Below are 18,568 nucleotides of genomic sequence, written 5' to 3'. Positions count from 1 at the left end.
CAACCGTTTGCAGGGACGGTCCGCCGTGGCAATTTCGCCTGCGAACAACAAGTTTTTCGGGAGCCCCGCGCCGCATGACCTCCGTGACTGACGACCTGCCGCTGGCGGCGGATTTCCCCAAGGCGACCGTCGAGGATTGGCGCAAGCTGGTCGACGGCGTGCTGAAGGGCGCGCCGTTTGAGAAGCTGGTCGGCAAGACCTATGACGGAATCAAGATCGACCCGCTCTATCCGCGCGCCAAGGGTGTCGCGCCGGTCGTGGGGCGGCCGGCCGCTGCGCCCTGGCAGATCATCCAGCGAATCGACCATCCCGATGCGGCGCTCGCGAATGCGCAGGCGTTGCAGGATCTCGAGAGCGGCGCGACCGGTCTCGCGCTGGTGTTCGCCGGCGGCAGCGGCGCGCATGGTTTCGGCCTGGAACCTTCTGCCGATGCGGTCGCAAAGGTCTTGAAGGACATCCATCTCGACGCCGGCATCGGCCTCGAGCTCGAGATCGGCCCGCAATCGCGGATGGCCGCGATCCATGTCGCGGAATATGTGAAGAGCGCAGGCCTCGATCCCGCCGCCTGTGACATCCGCTTCGGGCTCGATCCGCTCGCAGCCCTCGCAGTGTGGGGTCACAGCCCCTATACGTGGGAGGAAATCATTCCCGCCGTCGCCGGCGCGATCAAGGGCCTCGCCGCGCTTGGCTTCAAGGGGCCTTTCGCGTCCGCCGACGGGCGCGCGATCCACGATGCCGGCGGCTCCGAGGTGCAGGAACTTGCCTTCGTGCTCTCCTGCGGCGTCGCCTATCTGCGCGCGATCGAAGGCTCCGGCATCCCGATGGAAGCCGCGCAAGGCATGGTCTATGCGCGGCTCGCCGCCCACGCCGACCAGTTCCTGACCATGGCGAAATTCCGCGCGCTGCGGCTGCTATGGGCGCGCATCGAGACGGCTTGCGGCCTGACGCCAAAGCCGCTGTTCATTGCCGCCGACACCGCCTGGCGCATGCTGACGCAGCGCGATCCCTACGTGAACATGCTGCGCGCGACCATCGCGTCGTTCGCGGCAGGGCTCGCCGGCGCCAACGCGATCACGGTGCTGCCGCACACGCTCGCGCTCGGGCTGCCCGATCCTTTCGCGCGCCGCGTGGCACGCAACACGCAGCTCCTGCTGCTGGAGGAAAGCAACCTCGCCAAGGTCAGCGATCCCGCGGCGGGCGCAGGCGGCATCGAGACGCTGACGGCGCAGCTTTGCGATGCGGCCTGGGCGCTGTTCCAGGAGAGCGAGAAAGCCGGCGGCGCCTTTGCCGCGCTTCAGCAGGGCGTATTCCAGAGCAAGGTGGCGGCGGCGCGAAAGGCGCGCGACGGCAACATCGCAAAGCGCCGCGACGTGCTGACCGGCGCCAGCGAGTTTCCGAACCTGCACGAGAGCGAGGCCACCGTATTGAAAGCGACACCGGTCGCGCTCGCGCCCTATGGCGAACAGAAGTTCAAATTCGAGGCGCTGCCACCGATCCGGCTGGCGGAACCGTTCGAGGCGCTGCGCGACAAGTCGGATGCGGCGTTGAAGGCGCGGGGCGCCCGGCCAAAGGTGTTCCTGGCCAATCTCGGCACGCCTGCCGATTTCACGGCGCGCGCGACTTTTGCCAAGAGCCTCTTCGAGGCCGGCGGCATCGAGGCCGTCGACAGCGAGGGTTTTGCCGATCCGGCCAAGCTCGCCGCCGCCTTCAAGGCCTCCGGCGCCGGACTCGCCTGTCTTTGTTCCAGCGACAAGGTCTATGCGGAACACGCCGAAGCCACGGCCAAGGCCCTGCAAACGGCCGGCGCGCGACATATCTATCTTGCAGGCCGCCCGACGGATGCCGAGGCGGCCCTGCGCGCAGCCGGCGTCACCGGTTTTGTCTTCGCCGGAGGCGATGCGCTTGCAACACTGCAAGACGCCTACCATCGGATGGAGCAGGCATGACCGACACCAGCAAACCCGTTCTCACCGGCGGCTGCCAATGCGGCGCCGTGCGCTTTGGAGTGACGGCGGCACCGACCAGGGTGTCGATCTGCCATTGCCGGATGTGCCAGAAAGCAGCCGGCGCGCCGTTCGCCTCCTTTGCCGACATCACCAAGACGGATTTCGCCTGGTCCAAGGGACGGCCGTCGTTCTTCCGCTCCTCCTCAATCGCCGAACGCGGCTTTTGCGCGGCCTGCGGCACGCCGCTGAGCTTTGGCCGCATCGACGGCGACCGGATCGAGATCATGACCGGCGCCTTCGATCACCCCGACCGCGTCATCCCGACGCGGCAGTTCGGCACCGAATCCCGCCTCGGCTGGGTGGTCGGCATCTCCAATTTGCCGAGCCTGACCACGCAGCAGAATTACGGACCGGAGAAGATGGCGACCATCGTCAGCCATCAGCATCCGGATCATGATTGAGCGTCCATGATATGGTTGAAACCATGAGCCGCATTCCCAATTTCGCCGACATCGCCTTCGAGCGCGCTGCCACCGCAACGCCATCAGGTAGCGCCGAGCCGTGGCTGACGCCCGAGGGCATTCTGGTGAAGCCCGCTTATGGCGAGGCCGATCTCGCGGGGCTCGATTTCCTCGAGACCTATCCGGGCATCGCGCCTTACCTGCGCGGCCCCTACCCGACCATGTATGTCAACCAGCCCTGGACCGTCAGGCAATATGCCGGCTTCTCCACGGCGGAGGATTCCAACGCGTTCTACCGCCGCAACCTCGCGGCCGGACAGAAGGGCCTTTCGGTCGCGTTCGATCTCGCCACGCACCGCGGCTATGACAGCGATCATCCGCGCGTCGGCGGCGACGTCGGCATGGCCGGCGTGGCCATCGATTCCATCTACGACATGCGCACGCTGTTCGCGGGGATTCCGCTCGACCAGATGAGCGTGTCCATGACCATGAACGGCGCGGTGCTGCCGATCCTCGCGCTCTACGTCGCGGCCGCGGGCGAACAGGGCGTGCCGCCGGAAAAACTCTCGGGCACCATTCAGAACGACATTCTGAAAGAGTTCATGGTGCGCAATACCTATATCTATCCGCCCGCGCCCTCGATGCGGATCATCTCGGACATCTTCGCCTACACCTCCACGAAGATGCCGAAATACAATTCGATCTCGATCTCCGGCTATCACATGCAGGAGGCCGGCGCGACGCAGGACCTCGAGCTCGCCTATACGCTTGCCGACGGCGTCGAATATCTTCGCGCTGGCCTTGCCGCCGGCCTCGACGTCGACCGCTTCGCGCCGCGCCTGTCGTTCTTCTGGGCGATCGGCATGAACTTCTTCATGGAAGTCGCCAAGCTGCGCGCGGCGCGCCTGCTCTGGGCAAAGCTGCTCAAGCCGTTCAATCCCAAAGACCCGCGCTCGCTGTCGCTGCGCACGCATTCGCAAACATCAGGCTGGTCGCTGACCGCACAGGACGTCTTCAACAACGTGATGCGCACCACGGTGGAGGCGATGGCGGCGACGCAAGGCCATACCCAGTCGCTGCACACCAACGCGCTCGACGAAGCCTTGGCGTTGCCCACCGATTTCTCGGCGCGCATCGCCCGCAACACCCAGCTGTTCCTGCAGCAGGAGAGCGGCACCACCCGCATCATCGACCCCTGGGGCGGCTCGTACTATGTCGAGCGGCTCACGCGCGATCTTGCGGCCAAGGCGTGGGCCCACATCCAGGAGGTCGAAGAGCTCGGCGGCATGGCAAAGGCCATCGAGGCCGGCGTGCCGAAGCTGCGCATCGAGGAAGCCTCGGCCAAGACCCAGGCGCGCATCGATGCCGGCAAGCAGGCGGTGATTGGCGTCAACAAGTACAAGCCGACTGACGAGGCGCCGATCGACATCCTCAAGGTCGACAACAGCAATGTCCGGCGCTTGCAGATCGACAAATTGACGCGGCTGAAATCCGAGCGCAACCAGAAGGACGTCGAGGCCGCGCTCGCCGCGATCACGCGTTCGGCGGGCGAAGGCAACGGCAATCTGCTGGCGCTCGCGATCGACGCCGCGCGCGCCAAGGCGACCGTCGGCGAGATTTCGGAGGCGATGGAGAAGGTGTTCGGCCGGCACCGCGCCGAGATCAAATCCATCACCGGCGTCTACAAGCGGGAGGCGTCCAGCATGGGCAACCAGGTCGAGAAGGTTCAGGCGCTGATCGATGCCTTCGAGGAAGCGGAGGGCCGCCGCCCGCGCATCCTGGTCGCCAAGATCGGCCAGGACGGCCACGACCGCGGCCAGAAGGTGATTGCATCCGCATTCGCCGATATCGGCTTCGACGTTGACATCGGGCCGCTGTTTGCGACCGCCGACGAGGCCGCGCGGCAGGCGGTCGAGAACGACGTGCACATTCTCGGCGTCTCTTCGCTGGCCGCCGCCCACCTCACCGCCGTGCCTGAATTGAAGGCCGCGCTGAAGAAGCAGGGCCGCGACGACATCATGATCATCGTCGGCGGCGTGGTGCCGCCGCAGGATTATGACGCACTCTATGCCGCCGGCGCGGAGGCGATCTTCCCGCCGGGCACGGTGATCGCGGACGCCGCCGAGGAGCTGATCCGCAAGCTGAATGCGCGGCTGGGGCATAGCGAGGCGGCGGAGTAGCTTCGCCGCCGATCTTCCGACAAAAGGATTTCGCGTGATGTTTCTCGCGCCAACGTTCATGCGCGCCCTGGTCGCGGCCGCGGTCTGGTGCGCCCTGGCCGGCCCCGTGCTGGCCGCCGAGCCCAGGCCCGACGCCGTCATCAAGAGCAGGAGCATCGACGCCCGCATCGTCCTCGACGACAAGATCAAGGCTGACGCACCTCTCGCGGCCGATTGCCTTGCCGAAGGCAAGCAATGGCTCGACAAGAGCGCAGCAGAGGCCGCCGCTTCCCGCAAGGCGGACCCGCAGTTTTTCCGCGACGGCGGCTGGGATTTCGAGCGCAAATATACGATCCGCTCCGTCGTTGCCGACCGCTACGTCAGCATCCTCCGCAACGACTACATGAACACCCGCGGCGCTCACCCCAATTCGGACGTCAACACGATCCTGTGGGACAGGGCCAACAATAAACGCATCTCGATCCGCCCGTTCTTCACAGAGACCGCCGACAACGGGCCGAACATGAAGGCGATGGTGAAAGGGATCATCGCCTCGCTCGAGGCTGAAAAGACGAAGCGCGGCGCCAGCGAGACCGCGACCGACGAGTGGTTCAAGGAACTCGCGCCGAGCCTGCTCAAGATCGGCGCGGTGACGCTTGCGCCCTCGACCGAGCCCGGCAAGAGCTCCGGCCTCACCTTCCACTATCCGCCCTATGCGGTCGGCCCTTACGCCGAAGGCGAATATGTTGCGTTCGTGCCGTGGGAGACCCTGAAGCCTTTTCTCACCGCGGAAGGCACGCGCATCTTCGGCGGCGCGCGGCCGAAGGGCGACGCGGACGCGCCGTGAGCCATCGCTAACTGGATCGCGGACGGGAGCGAGCCAGTGTCCGCGCCAGTGAATCCGTCCAATCGGGGATCCAGGAGCCAAACAGCGTTTGCCAGCGGTCTGCGTCCGCAGGCGCGGTGTCGAGGGCGACCGACCATTCGATGAGGGTGCGGTCACCCTCGGTGATCGGGCGCAAATGCATGGTGCCCTGGTAGCGCGTCGGCGCCGGCGGCTGGCTTCCCATTTGGCTCGCATCATCTTGCGGATATGGCAGCGCTTCGAGACCGGCATAGGTCAAGCGGTGCTGCCCGTCCGAGTGATCGACGAGGCGCTGGCGGATCCAGTTTCCGAGATAGCAGAAGCGCCTGATGGCGCCGACTTCATCGCCGCGCTTGTCGTCCTCGATCTGGCTCTCGCTCACTCCGTCGATGTAAGCGGGGTAGTTGTTGAAATCGCGGATCAGCGACCAGACATCGTCCAGTGGGTGGTCCAGCACGGCGCTGTAATAGGCTTGGGTCATCGGAGGTGTGCCTTTGGCTTTCGTTACGCGCTGAGGTTGGCGATTTGCGCAGGCAAAACCCACCCGATTTCCGAATGCCTATCCGATGGGCTTCCAGCTTTCGCACAACATGGCGATCTCGTTGGTAGCGCTACCTTGCAGGGGCGGCGCAAAGCCGACTAGAATGCCGCCATTGACAAGAGCGCCCGACGTCACGGGCGCCGCTGGGAGGCCATTCAATGTCCAAGATTTCGCGCCGCACCTTTGCGGCCTCTTCCGCCGCAGTTGCGGCATCCGCCGCATTCGGCTTCAAGCCCGCACGCGCACAAGCCTATCCGGCGCGGCCGGTCACCGTGATCGTGCCGTGGGGCGCGGGTGGCGGCACCGACGCGACGGCGCGCATCGTCGCGGCGCTGCTGGAAAAGGACCTCGGCCAGCCCTTCAACGTGGTCAACCGCACCGGCGGCTCCGGCGTCGTCGGCCATAGCGCGATCGCGACCGCGCAGCCCGATGGCTACACCATCGGCATGCTGACGGTCGAAATCTCGATGATGCACTGGCAGGGGCTCACCGAGCTGACGCCGAAGAGCTATACGCCGCTGGCGCTGATGAACGAGGATCCCCCCGGCATCCAGGTCTCCTCGTCCTCGCCGTATAAGACGGTCAAGGAGCTCGCCGATGCGATCAAGGCCGCGCCTCCCGGCAAGTTCAAGGCCTCGGGCACCGGCCAGGGCGGCATCTGGCATCTGGCGCTGGTCGGCTGGATGCAGGCAATGGGCCTGCCCGCCAACCAGGTGGCCTGGGTGCCGTCAAACGGCGCGGCGCCCGCGATGCAGGATCTCGCCGCCGGCGGTCTCGACCTCACCACCTGCTCGGTGCCGGAAGCGCGCGCCATCATCGAGGCGGGCAAGGCCAGGAGCCTTGCCATCATGGCACCGGCGCGCAACCCGATCTTCAAGGACGTGCCGACGCTGAAGGAGGCGATGGGCATCGACTATGCGACCGGCGCCTGGCGCGGCATCGCCGGGCCGAAGAATCTGCCGCCTGAAATCGCAACGAAGCTCACCGCGGCGCTGAAGAAGGTCTACGACTCCGCCGAGTTCAAGGACTTCATGAGCAATCGCGGCTTCGGCACCGTGTGGGGCGATGCCGCCCATTTCGCCAGCTTCATGGACAAGGGCGACGCCCAGATGGGCGAGGCGATGAAGGCGGCCGGCCTGAGCAAGGCGTGATCTGCGCCTGCAATGCTCTGATCGCCTCTCCCCGCCTGCGCGGAGAGGCCGGAATGCGCGCGACGCGCGGATTCCGGGCGAGGGAGACTCTCCGCGACGCCAACTCTCACCTACCTCGCGGAGACTCCCCCTCACCAAAGCCGATGCGGCGCATCGGCGCTCTTCAACGACGGCGGCCAACGCCGCCTATGCCCTCTCCCCGCACGCGGGGAGAGGAAGTGCACCTCTGACAGGATTTCTCCCCATGCGTCTTCCCGACTCCGTCACGGGATCGTTTCTCGTCGCACTCGGCGCTGCGGCCGCCTATGGCGGCTGGATCTTGCCGCCGGTGCCGGGGCAGCCGGTCGGCCCCAACGTATTCCCGCTGGTGATCGGCTGCGGCCTCGCGCTGTGCGGGCTCGCGATCGTGTTCGGCATCGGCCATTCGTTCGAGGAGGAGGAAGAACTCATCCCGTTCGAGGACGGTCAGGCCGCCGCGCCGCCGCCGCAGGGCAAGCTCTACGGCCTGCGCGCGCTGCTGCCGCCGGCGCTGCTGCTGTTCTACGTCCTTGCCGCGGACCGGCTCGGCTTCATCATCACCGCGGCGATCATGGTCTACATCACCTCGACCGCGTTAGGGGCCAAGTGGAAGCTCGCGCTGCCGCTCGCGGCGCTCTCGCCGTTCGCCATCCACCTGATCTTCGGCAAGCTGCTCCGCGTGCCGCTGCCGGTCGGCCTGCTGCCGACGCCCTGGTGACCCATGCTGAAAACCCTGATTGATGCGTTCGCGCTGATCTCCACCTGGGAGGTCATCATCTCGATGTTCGCCGCTTCCGTCTACGGGCTGGTGATCGGCTCGCTGCCCGGCCTGTCGGCAACGATGGCAACCGCCCTGCTCGTCCCCGTCACCTTCTACCTTTCCCCGATCGCGGCGATCGCGACCATCGTCGCGGCCTCCTCGATGGCAATCTTCTCCGGCGACATTCCCGGCGCGCTGCTGCGCATTCCCGGCACGCCCGCGTCCGCCGCCTACGCCGACGAAGCCTATGCCATGACGCGCAAGGGCCAGGCGGAGCTTGCGCTCGGCGCCGGCGTCTGGTTCTCCGCAGTCGGCGGCATCGCCGGCGTGCTCTCGCTGATGATCCTGGCGCCGCCGCTCGCGGAGATCGCGCTGTCGTTCTCGACCTTCGAATATTTCTGGCTGGCGCTGCTCGGCCTGATGTGCGCCACACTGGTCGCACGCTCCTCGCCGGTGAAGGCGATCGCCGGCATGTTCATCGGCCTGCTGGTCTCCTGCATCGGCATCGAGAATCCCGGCGGCGTGCCGCGCTTCACCTTCGGGATCACCGATCTGTTCGGCGGCATCGAGCCGATCCCGGCGCTGGTCGGCGTGTTCGCGGTGGCGCAGGTGATGCGCGCGATGCTGACGCCCGAGCCGCCGCCGCTGCCGCGGCGCAAGTTCGGAAGCATCATGGCCGGCCAGTGGAAGCTGACCAAGCTGTATCACTGGCAAATGACGCGCGGGAACATCGTCGGCATCATCATCGGCGTGCTGCCCGGCGCCGGCGCCGATATGGCGGCGTGGGTCTCCTATGCGATGTCGAAGCGCTTTTCCAAGGAACCGGAGAAGTTCGGCACCGGCCATGTCGAGGGCCTGGTCGAAGCCGGCGCCAGCAACAATGCCAGCATCGCCTCCGGCTGGGTGCCGTCGCTGCTGTTCGGCATCCCCGGCGACACCATCGCCGCGATCGCGATCGGCGTGCTCTACATGAAGGGCCTCAATCCCGGCCCGACGCTGTTCACCGAGAAGGCGTCGAGCATGTACGCCATCTATCTGATGTTCATCATCGCGAACATCATGATGATCCCGCTCGGCATCGCCATGATCCGGGTCGCCGCCTACATCCTCCTGGCGCCCCGCTCGGCCATCATGCCGATCATCATGCTGTGCTGCGCGGTCGGCTCGTTCGCAATCGGCAACAACATGTTCGGCGTCGTCACCGTCGCCGCCTTCGGCGTGATCGGCTATGTCATGGAGGCGAACGGCTATCCCGTCGCCGCCATGGTGCTCGGCATCGTCATGGGCACCATGGTCGAGCAGGCTTTCGTCACCTCGCTGATCAAGTCCGACGGAAGCATCCTGCCGTTCTTCGAGCGCCCGGTCGCCGCGATCCTCGCAGCGATGGCGATCGGCGCCCTGCTGTGGCCGGTGATGGTGTGGGTGTGGCGCAAGGTGAAGCCGCCTCAGACAGCGGTGGCAACATCACGGTGATATCGGCCGGGCGGCCCTCGCCTGCCCTGCCGGGGCGTTGTAAAGCAGGGCATGACTGAGAAGAAGGCCTCGCTCGACATCAAATCCTTCGCTCGCGACTTGCGCGCCGGCAGCCGCGCGGCGCTGGCGCGGGCGATCACGCTGGTGGAGAGCCGGCGTGCCGACCACCAAGCGCTGGCGCGCGAACTGGTGCAGATGCTGCTGCCCGACACCGGCAAGGCGGTGCGCGTCGGCATCACGGGATCTCCCGGCGTCGGCAAGTCCACCACGATCGATGCGCTCGGCACCTATCTGATCGAGCAAGGCAACAAGGTCGCGGTGCTCGCGGTCGATCCGTCCTCGGCGCGCAGCGGCGGCTCGATCCTCGGCGACAAGACGCGGATGGCGCGGCTGTCGGCCTCCAGCGATGCGTTCATCCGGCCCTCGCCGTCTTCGGGCACGCTCGGCGGCGTTGCCGCGAAAACGCGCGAGGCGATGCTGCTGTGCGAAGCCGCCGGCTTCGACGTCGTGCTGGTCGAGACCGTCGGCATCGGCCAATCCGAGACCGCGGTCTGCGACATGACCGATTTCTTCCTTGCCCTGATGCTGCCGGGCGGCGGCGACGAGTTGCAAGGCATCAAGAAGGGCCTGGTGGAGCTCGCCGACATGATCGCCGTCAACAAGGCCGATGGCGACAACCTCAAGCGTGCCAAGATCACCGCCGCAGACTACCGCGGCGCGCTGCACATCCTCAGCCCCCGGTCCGAGCATTGGCATCCCCCGGTCGAGACCTATTCGGCGCTCACCGGCGATGGGATCGCAAAGATCTGGCAGAAGATCCTGGATCACCGCAAGGCGATGAACGCATCAGGCGATTTCGCCGCACGGCGGCGCGATCAGCAGGTGAAGTGGATGTGGTCGATGCTGGAGCAGCGCATGCTGGCACGGCTGCGCAGCGAGGCGTCGGTGCGAACGAAAGTCCGGAGGATCGAGGCTGAAGTCGCCGACGGTCATCTCACACCAGCCGTCGCCGCCGAGCAGATCCTGGAGTTGCTGCAATGAGCGAAAAGCTCCGCATTCTCCTCACCGGCTTCGGGCCGTTCCCCGGCGCGCCCTATAACCCGACCCAGCCGCTGGTCGCGCGGTTAGCGCAACTGCGCCGCCCGGCACTGGACGACGTCGCGATCGCCAGCCACATCTTTCCGGTCACCTATGCCGCGGTCGACCGGCAATTGCCCGAGGTGCTCGCGAAGGTGAAGCCGCGTGCGCTTCTGATGTTCGGCCTCGCCGCGCGCACGCCTTACCTTCGGATCGAGACCCGCGCGCGCAACGCCGTCACCATGCTCTGGCCCGATGCCGCCAACACCCGCTCCAGCAAACGCGGCATCGCCGGTCATGCGGATGCCATGATGTTCGGCCCGCACACCGCACGGCTGCTGCGCACCGCGCGCCTCACCGGCATCGATGCCCGCGCCTCGCGCGATGCCGGCGCCTATCTCTGCAACTATCTGAGCTGGCGCGCGATCGAGAACGTGAGAGCCGGCGGCCCGCAGCTTGCCGCGTTCATCCACATTCCCCTGCTCGCGCGCAGCGGCGCGGTGCGACGCAAGGGCGCACCGCGGATCACGCTGGAGGAACTCGTGGATGCGGGGGAAGCGATGCTGATGGAGATGGTGCAGTTGGCGCGGAAGACGCGGAACACCTCGGTCTCGTAGGGTGGATTAGCGAAGCATAATCCACCTCTTCTATGTCCGCGGACAGAGACCGTGGTGGGTTACGCCTACGGCTAACCCACCCTACGACACCGTCTTTTGCGTAAACATTTAACCCTACCGCGAACAATCCAGACGCCCTGAGCCGCGCTGCGCTACCTAACCGCTGCGGACATCTCCCGCGTCCGCCGGAGGACGCGTCATGGACCTCAATCGCCGTCATCTCATCGGGGCTTCGACCGCGGGCATCGCCGGTGCGCTCGCCATGCCGGCCGACGCTGCGCGCGCCGCGCCGCTGACGTCGCTGCTGGGCCGCGACGCCACGCAATACGGCGTGCGTCCCGGCAGCAGCGAGGATCAGACCCGAGCGCTTCAGCGTGCGATCGACGAGGCCGCGCGGGCGCAAATGCCGCTCGCCTTGCCGCCGGGCGTCTACCGGACCGGCCTGTTGCGGCTGCCGAACGGCGCGCAACTGATTGGCGTGCGCGGCGCGACCAAGCTCCTCTTCACGGGCGGAGCGTCGGCGATCCAGAGCGACGGTTCCGACGCGATTGGCCTCACCGGCATCACCTTCGACGGCGGCAAGTTTCCGCTGCCGGCCCGGCGCGGCCTGATCCACATCCTGGGCGGACGCGACGCCCGCATCACCAATTGCGAAATCATCGATTCCGGCGGCAGCGGCATCTGGCTCGAGCAAGTGTCGGGCGACATCTCCGGCAACATTTTCACGAACATCGCGCTGACGGCGGTGGTCTCGTTCGACGCCAGGGGGCTCAGCGTGTCCCGCAACACCATTACCGGCACCAACGACAACGGCATCGAGATCCTGCGTACCGCGATCGGCGACGACGGGACGCTGGTCGCAGATAACCGCATCGAGGACATCAAGGCAGGTCCCGGCGGCTCCGGCCAGTACGGCAACGCCATCAACGCCTTCCGCGCCGGCAACGTGATCGTGCGGGGCAACCGCATCAGGAACTGCGACTATTCGGCGGTGCGCGGCAACTCCGCCTCCAACATCCACATATCAGGCAACAGCGTCAGCGACGTGCGCGAGGTCGCGCTTTATTCCGAGTTCGCGTTCGAAGCCGCGGTGATTGCCAACAACACGGTGGATGGCGCCGCCGTCGGCGTCTCCGTCTGCAATTTCAACGAAGGCGGCCGCATCGCGGTGGTCCAGGGCAACATCATCCGCAACCTGATCCCGAAACGGCCGATCGGCACCGCGCCGGACGACGATGCCGGCGTCGGCATCTATATCGAGGCGGATTCGTCCGTGACCGGCAACGTGATCGAGAACGCACCGTCCTACGGCATCGTCGCCGGCTGGGGTAAATATCTGCGCGACGTCGCGATCACGGGCAACGTGATCCGCAAGGCGCTGGCCGGCGTCGGCGTCTCTGTCGTGCCGGGTGCCGGCACCGCGCTCGTCAACAACAACATAATATCCGAGACCCCGCGCGGCGCCGTGGTGGGGCTGGACCATGCGCGTGCGGTGACGCCGGATCTATCAGCCGATGGCGCCCAGCGCTTCGCGCAGGTCGTGGTCGGTGGGAATGCGGTGCGGCGCTAGAACGCGTTCCTGAGCAGCGGGTATTTCGCTTCCAGGCCGTCGAGGCTGAAGGTGAATTCGACGACGCGGTCGGGGGCCGCGACGATTTCGGCGGCGGGCGGCGCGAACTGCGGCAGGAGTGCTGCCATCGCGGCAGGCGCGGCGACGGGCGGCCTCACAACGGGCGCGGTGAATGGCGCCATCGCGGCGGGCGTGGCGACCGGTGGCCTCACAACCGGTGCGGTCAGCGGCGCCCGCGCAGCGGGAGCCCTGAGCGGTGGCATCTCTGCAGGGGCGGTGTACGATGCCACCGCGGCAGGTGCCGTCGCCGGCGCCATCGCGGGCGGCACGGAGATCGGTGCGATCGGGACGTCCGTGACCTCGGCGAGAACGTCCGGCTTGGGATCGAGCCGGACCGGCACGGCGGTCTCGGGCGCGATGTGCACGGCTTTCGGCTGTACGGTCTGCGCCTGTTGCTCGCGCGGAAACACGCGCGGCATCGTCGCCGGAGACCAGCCGAAGGCGGGAATGACGCTGGCGGCCGCCTCGGCGACGTCTGCGCCGGTCGCAAGCGCCCGCCAGGTCTGGACCGCGCGCTTGGCCTCCTGGATATTCTCGAGAAATGCGATCTCCGAGTGATAGCGGCGCCAGCGGCCGGTCTCGAACATTTCGGAAAGATGCTGCAGCCGCTGCTCGGCGAGAGCGCACCAGCGTGCGGCAATGTCGCGGCTAACAGCGTCGCGAACGACTTCTTGGCGATGTGTCATGAACCAGCCCGTCAGGGGAAAATACGGACGCGGAGGACGCAACGCACACGAATCAATTTAGACGCGACATGATTATTTTGTGGAAAAGTTTTGACTTGTCCAGCAACGACACCGCATCCGTCATCAAACACCGTAGTCGCGCGGAGATTTCTGGGTTTTCGAGTCAAGCTCCGCACAAGCATAACGGGCTTGCGGCGTGCCGAGCGGCCGATCGCCGCCAGCGCAGCCGCGATCTCTCAACCGCAAGCTGCGCGAGCACGAGACTTCAAAAAATCGGATGCCGAGAGCCTCGGTTCTGATTGCATCAGAACTGAAGCTCTAGATTCTTGTTTTGACGCGTTTTCTTCAGGCGAACCGAGAATCCACTTCGCTCGAAACGGCTCTGGAAAGAAAAGACCCGTCCGGGGGGACAACCGGACGGGTCAAAGCCATATGGGCGCTTGGGGTGGATGGGCGCTCGCGCCTGATATGACCGATGGGGAGGGATGACCGCTCCCACATAATTTGGTCGTGGCAGCTGGCTGAACGTTCAACGGGGGCGTTTGCTTTTTTGGCGACGGCCCTGCGCGCATCTTTGTCGCAGCCGCGACCGGGGCGCCGGCCTATCCGCCTGAGAAATCTTGGATTTATTCGTCCGCGCTCGACAGCGAGGGTTGGTCGATGGCGCGGCTACCCGGCTGATTGCGGCGCGTGCCGGTATCTTCACGTTTTGTTGTACCGGATGCTGCGGCAACCGGCGTCGCGCTGTCGGCGGGAACGGCCATGACCGCGGCAAACGCATCGGCCTGGCCGTCGCCGAACAGATCGTCGCGGCCGGGCGAACCGAGGTCGCGCGCGGTCTTCACCAGCGCCAAGCGCAGCGCTTCCGGCTTCAAGGCGTGGTTGCGCTCGAGCAGCAGCGCCGCGACGCCGGAGACATAGGCCGCCGAGAACGAGGTTCCCGACGTGATCTGGTATTTGCCCTCGGGTGCCGGCAGGAAGATGTCGACGCCGGGGGCCGCGACCGCGATGTAGTTGCCGCGGTTGGAGGCGGTGAACAGCCTGTCCTGCTGGTCGGTGGCGCTGACCGCGATCACGTTGGGATTGGCCGCGGGATAGAGCGGCGGCGATTTCGCGCCGGCATTGCCGGCGGCCGCAATCAGCACCAGCCCCCGCGCAGCGGTCGCCGCGATGGCGCGCTCGATCACCGCGTCCTTCGGACCGGCAAAGCTCATGTTGACGATCTGCGCACCGTGCTCGGCGGCATGGTTCAGCGAGCGCAGGATGACATAAGACGAACTCTCGGCGCCGCCCGCGGTGCCGCCAAAGGCGCGGATCGCGATGATGCGCGCCTCGGGCGCGCTGCCCATCAGCCGGCCATGCGCCACGATGGCGCCCGCAATGCCCGTGCCGTGAACGTGCGGTCCCTCGGCGCTGCCGAGCGCGTCGAAACTGTCGGCGACGGAGTTGGCGAGCTCGGGATGGCTGGCGTCGATGCCGGAATCGATCACGGCCACCGTGACGTTGGCGCCGTGCGCCAGCGCATGCGCCTGCGGCAGGCGGAGCTTCGTCAGCGCGTATTGCGCGGGATCTCCCTCGGTCGTCCGCGACGATCTCTGGTCCTGAAGCACGTAGCGGAAGTTCGGCTGGAGCGAGCGGACGCTGCCGTCGGCGGCGAATTCGCGCCGCACCGTCTCGTACGGCCGGCCGTCGCTGATGCGGAACAGGCCAAAAGTGGCGCCGATCAGCGGAAAATTTTCGGAGGCGATGCGCGTCAGGCCGTGGCGACGCGCAAGCTCGTCGGCCTCGGTGGACGACAGCGCACCGTCGATCTCGGCGACGAATTCGTTGGCGAAACTGCGCGAGGTGGTCGCAACCTGCGTGGTGTTGCCGCGCCCCTTGCCAGCGCTTTTCTTGCTTGATTTTCCGGTGCCCTGGCCGCCTGCGTTCGGCTGGCCCGTGCACTCGCCGTCGGCATCACGATAGGGTGCGGTGCAGGCAGGATAGAGGTTCGGCGAATAGCGCGCATAGGGCAGCACCGGCGTCGTCGGCCGCAGGCGCGACGTCGTGGTGCGGGGAATGGCCGCCATCGTGCGCGGGCCGCGGTCGACGCTGACCGCGCGCGCCGCGACGCTGGCGCTGACACGCGGAGCAATGCTCGGAGAGATGGTCGGCGTGCGCGAGGGAACGCTGATCGTGGGCGTGCGCATGATCGCCTGCGCCTGTGCCATCTCGACGCCGAGACAGGCTGCAAACAAAAGCGCGGCTCCGACCGACGAAGCGTAGGCCCCGGCGCGTCCCCTGCTCTCGGATTTGCGCGTCATCGGTTCAGCGGCGCGTTCAGGGCGCCGCGACGGCCAGATTGACGAACTTCTCGCGCTGCATCTTGCCGAGCAGCGAGGCGAGCTCGTCCTGGCTCATCGCCTTGTTGAACTGGAGGCGGAACATGCCGCCCTTGGCACCGTCGACGATCGAGGCCTGGTAGCTTTCGAGCAGCGCGGTGATGTCGGCGATGCGCGCCTCCGGCGTGAAGCGCACCAGCGCGCGCGCCGGCGTGGCCGTGTTGCCAAGTTCACGTGTGATCGGCGCACTGGTCGAGAGCGAAGCCGTCTGGAAGGTCGCCGGCTGGTTCTTCATCAGCACGGCGCCGATGATTCCGGCCTGCAGCACGAGCGCGACGGCACCGAGTCCCGCCGACCAGGCCAGCGTGCGCGGCGACAGGCTCGCGAAGAAGGTCGAGATGCGCGCCGACAGCGGCAGCGAGCCGACTGCCCGCGCGGGCTCGGCGTCGATCGCGGCGAACAGCTTCTGCATCGCGCGCGACGACGGAGCTCCCAGGCTCTCGTTCAGATGAATGGTCTCTTCGTACTCGCCGCGGATCGCGGCATACTGCCTGGCGAGCTCCGGATCGCGCGCCAGCGCTTCCTCGACGCGGCGGGCATCGCGCGCGTTCAGCGTGCCGGCGGCGTGCCAGGGCAGCAGCAGTTCAATTTCACTGGGCTCTTGCTCCAGCATCTTCTTGCTCAAAGCCATCATGGCCAGCCTCGCTCAACGCCGGCTGCCTTCAGCAGTTCGGCCAGTTTCTTGCGCGCATAGAACAAGCGCGTCTTCACAGTGTTCTCCGGTATCCCGACGATTTCGGCCACCTCTTCCACGGACTTCTCGTGGTAGTAGACGAGATCGACGATTTCCCGGTGGTCCGGCGAGAGGCCCGTCAGACACTCCCGCAACGCCTCACTGGTATCCTTTTTCTGCACCACCGTTTCCGGATCGTCGGACGTGTCCTCGATCGCGTTGGCGGCCTCTTCGTCCAGTTCGAAATCCTTCCTGCGCCTGAGCGCAGACAGGGCCTTGAAGCGGGTGATTGCCAGCAGCCAGGTGGAAACGGCGGATCGGCCCTCGAACTTGCCGGCTTGACGCCAGACGTCGAGAAACACCTCGCTGATGAGGTCTTCCGCCGCCTGCTCGTTCCGGACGAGCCTGAGACCGAACCTGTAAACCCTGACATGGTGCCGCCCGTACAGCACCTGCATGGCGAGCCGGTCGCCTTGAGCGATCCTGGCGATCAGGACCTCGTCCGAAGCCGCCTGTGTCGCGCTCAATGGCCGTCTCGCAAGGTTGGTCGGGTCGGTGCGGCGGACGGTTCGACGGGAGGGGCGAAATTCTTCAGCCTACCGCAGTCATACGGAAGCCTGTGTGATCTACCCCACATACGCGCATTTTCCGTGTTCCGCCCCTGGCGGTCGGCCGTTTCGGTCCAGATCGGTAGCATAATACTGAACATTTCCCTGCAGTGGCCGTCCGGCACAGGCGGCGCGGCCAAGTCCAGCCAAGTCTGGTTCCCCATAGCAGCCCTGCACGACGTATGTCTCGCGAACCCCCGTTTTGGCTCGACCGCATCGCACCCGATGCCTAATCGCCGGCAAACGATCTTGCCGATCGATGTCCCATGGCCGGAAGCAACGGACGGATTCGATTTCAAAAGGATACCAAACCTAAAGGCTTGCCACGTAGATTTTTGAGCTGACATCCACCATTGGCGGGACAATGAGCACGGCCGCGACGTCCTTTCCGGAGAGGAATGCCGCTGAAGTCGCGGATCTCGTCCTCACACCCGAGGCCGCCGCGCCCGAAGTCCGCATGCGCCGGACCCGGCAGCGCCGCCAGATGTATGTCGGCCAGGTCGCAAGCTACTCGCTCGGCGCCTTGGTCCTGTTGCTCTACGCCTTCGACGGCGCGATCTCCCTCGACGTTGCCTCGTTGTTCTGGTTCGGCGGGCTCCTGATCATCGGCGCGTTCGCCGTGCTATCCGAAGCCGGTGTCGGTGAAAGGTTCAGCGACCACTATCTCACGGTATTCCAGATTTCGGCGCACACGGCGCTGCAGTTCGTGTTCCTGCTGTCGGTGCCGACCATCGGCGTCACCTTCATCAGCGTGCTGTTCCTGATCTTCGCCTTCGGCTCGCTGCGCATGACCTCGGCGCAGACGATGCTGACCTGGGCGATCGCGACCGCAGGCCTTGCCGCGGTCTTCCTCGCGTCCGACCTCCCGATCGGCCTGCCCGTCGCAACGCGGCTGCAGCGGACCGCCTCCATGCTCTGCTTCGTGCTGGTGATCGGCCAGTGCGCCTTCCTCGGCCTGTTCGGCGCCACGCTGCGCAAGGTCCTGTATCGGCGCAGCATCGAGCTGAAGGCCGCCTATCAGCGCATCGAGGAATTGGCCGAGCTCGACGAGCTCACCGGCTCCTACAACCGTCGCTGCATCATGCGGCTTCTCGATGCCGCGATCGAAACATCCCGGCAGGCATCGGCGCCTTGCGCGATCGCGCTGATCGATCTCGACTGGTTCAAGCGCATCAACGACGCTCACGGGCACCCCGTCGGCGACGAGGTGCTGCGCACCTTCGCGATCACCGTTTTCGCCAACATCCGCCCAGCCGACAGCTTCGGCCGCTATGGCGGCGAGGAGTTCCTGCTGCTGCTGCCGGGAACCGACGGCGAGGCGGCGGCAAGCATGCTCGAGCGCTTGCGCGGCATCGTTGCCGATCTCGACTGGAGCGCATTCTCTCCCGGCATGCGCGTGACGATTTCCGCGGGCGTCGTGACGCTGCGCGACGCCGATACTGCAGACACGTTTCTCGCCCGCGCCGACAGCGCGCTCTATTCCGCCAAGGCACAAGGGCGCAACCGCATTTCGACGAACTGA

Annotated in this window: 15 protein-coding genes and 1 pseudogene; 11 read left to right on the top strand and 5 right to left on the bottom strand. The window is 66.2% G+C overall.

From position 1 onward, the window contains the following. Positions 1-74 precede the first annotated feature (74 nt). The 4 genes from HAP40_RS13115 to HAP40_RS13100 are packed head-to-tail and all read left to right on the top strand — an operon-like array spanning position 75 to position 5,413. Positions 75-1,946: a methylmalonyl-CoA mutase family protein gene (locus HAP40_RS13115; RefSeq protein WP_166817402.1), complete on the top strand. Its 1,872-nt coding sequence runs from the start codon at positions 75-77 to the stop codon at positions 1,944-1,946. Beyond that, positions 1,943-2,407: a GFA family protein gene (locus tag HAP40_RS13110; RefSeq protein WP_166817403.1), complete on the top strand. Its 465-nt coding sequence runs from the start codon at positions 1,943-1,945 to the stop codon at positions 2,405-2,407. Before HAP40_RS13115 ends, HAP40_RS13110 begins: the two co-directional genes overlap by 4 nt. A gap of 23 nt (positions 2,408-2,430) precedes the next feature. Further along, positions 2,431-4,587, top strand: a complete 2,157-nt coding sequence (gene scpA, locus HAP40_RS13105) for a methylmalonyl-CoA mutase (RefSeq protein ID WP_166817404.1) — start codon at positions 2,431-2,433, stop codon at positions 4,585-4,587. Between the two features lie 58 nt (positions 4,588-4,645). After that, complete coding sequence (locus tag HAP40_RS13100; RefSeq protein WP_246741367.1) at positions 4,646-5,413, top strand: RsiV family protein; 768 nt, start codon at positions 4,646-4,648, stop codon at positions 5,411-5,413. Between the two features lie 7 nt (positions 5,414-5,420). On the opposite strand, the gene HAP40_RS13095 is transcribed toward HAP40_RS13100, so the two are convergent. Beyond that, on the bottom strand, positions 5,421-5,975 hold the full coding sequence (locus tag HAP40_RS13095) for an SRPBCC family protein (protein WP_246741117.1): 555 nt from the start codon (positions 5,973-5,975) through the stop codon (positions 5,421-5,423). Between the two features lie 155 nt (positions 5,976-6,130). On the opposite strand from HAP40_RS13095, the gene HAP40_RS13090 reads away from it, so the two are divergent. The 6 genes from HAP40_RS13090 to HAP40_RS13065 all read left to right on the top strand — a co-directional run bounded on the left by HAP40_RS13090 (position 6,131) and on the right by HAP40_RS13065 (position 12,638). Next, entirely contained in the window at positions 6,131-7,123 is a 993-nt protein-coding gene (locus HAP40_RS13090; RefSeq protein ID WP_166817406.1) for a tripartite tricarboxylate transporter substrate binding protein, read from the top strand. A gap of 244 nt (positions 7,124-7,367) precedes the next feature. Further along, positions 7,368-7,859, top strand: coding sequence for a tripartite tricarboxylate transporter TctB family protein (locus tag HAP40_RS13085; protein ID WP_166817407.1), 492 nt, complete (start codon positions 7,368-7,370; stop codon positions 7,857-7,859). Positions 7,860-7,862: 3 nt separating this feature from the next. After that, positions 7,863-9,374, top strand: coding sequence for a tripartite tricarboxylate transporter permease (locus HAP40_RS13080; protein WP_166817408.1), 1,512 nt, complete (start codon positions 7,863-7,865; stop codon positions 9,372-9,374). Between the two features lie 51 nt (positions 9,375-9,425). Continuing rightward, positions 9,426-10,415: a methylmalonyl Co-A mutase-associated GTPase MeaB gene (gene meaB / locus HAP40_RS13075; RefSeq protein ID WP_166817409.1), complete on the top strand. Its 990-nt coding sequence runs from the start codon at positions 9,426-9,428 to the stop codon at positions 10,413-10,415. Beyond that, complete coding sequence (locus HAP40_RS13070; protein WP_166817410.1) at positions 10,412-11,068, top strand: pyroglutamyl-peptidase I; 657 nt, start codon at positions 10,412-10,414, stop codon at positions 11,066-11,068. Before meaB ends, HAP40_RS13070 begins: the two co-directional genes overlap by 4 nt. A gap of 199 nt (positions 11,069-11,267) precedes the next feature. After that, complete coding sequence (locus tag HAP40_RS13065) at positions 11,268-12,638, top strand: TIGR03808 family TAT-translocated repetitive protein (RefSeq protein ID WP_166817411.1); 1,371 nt, start codon at positions 11,268-11,270, stop codon at positions 12,636-12,638. On the opposite strand, the gene HAP40_RS13060 is transcribed toward HAP40_RS13065, so the two are convergent. From HAP40_RS13060 to HAP40_RS13045, 4 genes and pseudogenes are all read right to left on the bottom strand, one after another. Next, on the bottom strand, positions 12,635-13,384 hold the full coding sequence (locus HAP40_RS13060; protein WP_166817412.1) for a TIGR03809 family protein: 750 nt from the start codon (positions 13,382-13,384) through the stop codon (positions 12,635-12,637). The genes HAP40_RS13065 and HAP40_RS13060 overlap by 4 nt on opposite strands. Before the next feature lie 589 nt (positions 13,385-13,973). Continuing rightward, positions 13,974-15,687 (bottom strand): annotated as a pseudogene (locus tag HAP40_RS13055) (S8 family serine peptidase); the annotation flags it as partial. Between the two features lie 16 nt (positions 15,688-15,703). After that, positions 15,704-16,399 (bottom strand): hypothetical protein, encoded by a 696-nt coding sequence (locus HAP40_RS13050; RefSeq protein ID WP_166817413.1) that lies wholly within the window; start codon positions 16,397-16,399, stop codon positions 15,704-15,706. After that, complete coding sequence (locus HAP40_RS13045; protein WP_166817414.1) at positions 16,396-16,965, bottom strand: sigma-70 family RNA polymerase sigma factor; 570 nt, start codon at positions 16,963-16,965, stop codon at positions 16,396-16,398. The genes HAP40_RS13050 and HAP40_RS13045 overlap by 4 nt, the downstream gene beginning before the upstream one ends. Positions 16,966-17,410: 445 nt before the next feature. On the opposite strand from HAP40_RS13045, the gene HAP40_RS13040 reads away from it, so the two are divergent. After that, positions 17,411-18,568, top strand: coding sequence for a GGDEF domain-containing protein (locus HAP40_RS13040; protein ID WP_166817415.1), 1,158 nt, complete (start codon positions 17,411-17,413; stop codon positions 18,566-18,568).

Origin of the sequence: Bradyrhizobium sp. 1(2017) (assembly GCF_011602485.2) — a bacterium.
Classification (GTDB): Bacteria; Pseudomonadota; Alphaproteobacteria; order Rhizobiales; family Xanthobacteraceae; genus Bradyrhizobium.
This window is presented reverse-complemented; position numbering and strand designations above follow the sequence as displayed.

Coding starts and splice junctions, on each gene's coding strand:
- HAP40_RS13050 (WP_166817413.1), bottom strand. CDS start 16,399: ATGATGGCTTTGAGCAAGAAGATGCTGGAGCAAGAGCCCAGTGAAATT.
- HAP40_RS13090 (WP_166817406.1), top strand. CDS start 6,131: ATGTCCAAGATTTCGCGCCGCACCTTTGCGGCCTCTTCCGCCGCAGTT.
- HAP40_RS13115 (WP_166817402.1), top strand. CDS start 75: ATGACCTCCGTGACTGACGACCTGCCGCTGGCGGCGGATTTCCCCAAG.
- HAP40_RS13060 (WP_166817412.1), bottom strand. CDS start 13,384: ATGACACATCGCCAAGAAGTCGTTCGCGACGCTGTTAGCCGCGACATT.
- HAP40_RS13085 (WP_166817407.1), top strand. CDS start 7,368: ATGCGTCTTCCCGACTCCGTCACGGGATCGTTTCTCGTCGCACTCGGC.
- HAP40_RS13110 (WP_166817403.1), top strand. CDS start 1,943: ATGACCGACACCAGCAAACCCGTTCTCACCGGCGGCTGCCAATGCGGC.
- meaB (WP_166817409.1), top strand. CDS start 9,426: ATGACTGAGAAGAAGGCCTCGCTCGACATCAAATCCTTCGCTCGCGAC.
- HAP40_RS13080 (WP_166817408.1), top strand. CDS start 7,863: ATGCTGAAAACCCTGATTGATGCGTTCGCGCTGATCTCCACCTGGGAG.
- HAP40_RS13040 (WP_166817415.1), top strand. CDS start 17,411: ATGAGCACGGCCGCGACGTCCTTTCCGGAGAGGAATGCCGCTGAAGTC.
- HAP40_RS13070 (WP_166817410.1), top strand. CDS start 10,412: ATGAGCGAAAAGCTCCGCATTCTCCTCACCGGCTTCGGGCCGTTCCCC.
- scpA (WP_166817404.1), top strand. CDS start 2,431: ATGAGCCGCATTCCCAATTTCGCCGACATCGCCTTCGAGCGCGCTGCC.
- HAP40_RS13100 (WP_246741367.1), top strand. CDS start 4,646: ATGCGCGCCCTGGTCGCGGCCGCGGTCTGGTGCGCCCTGGCCGGCCCC.
- HAP40_RS13065 (WP_166817411.1), top strand. CDS start 11,268: ATGGACCTCAATCGCCGTCATCTCATCGGGGCTTCGACCGCGGGCATC.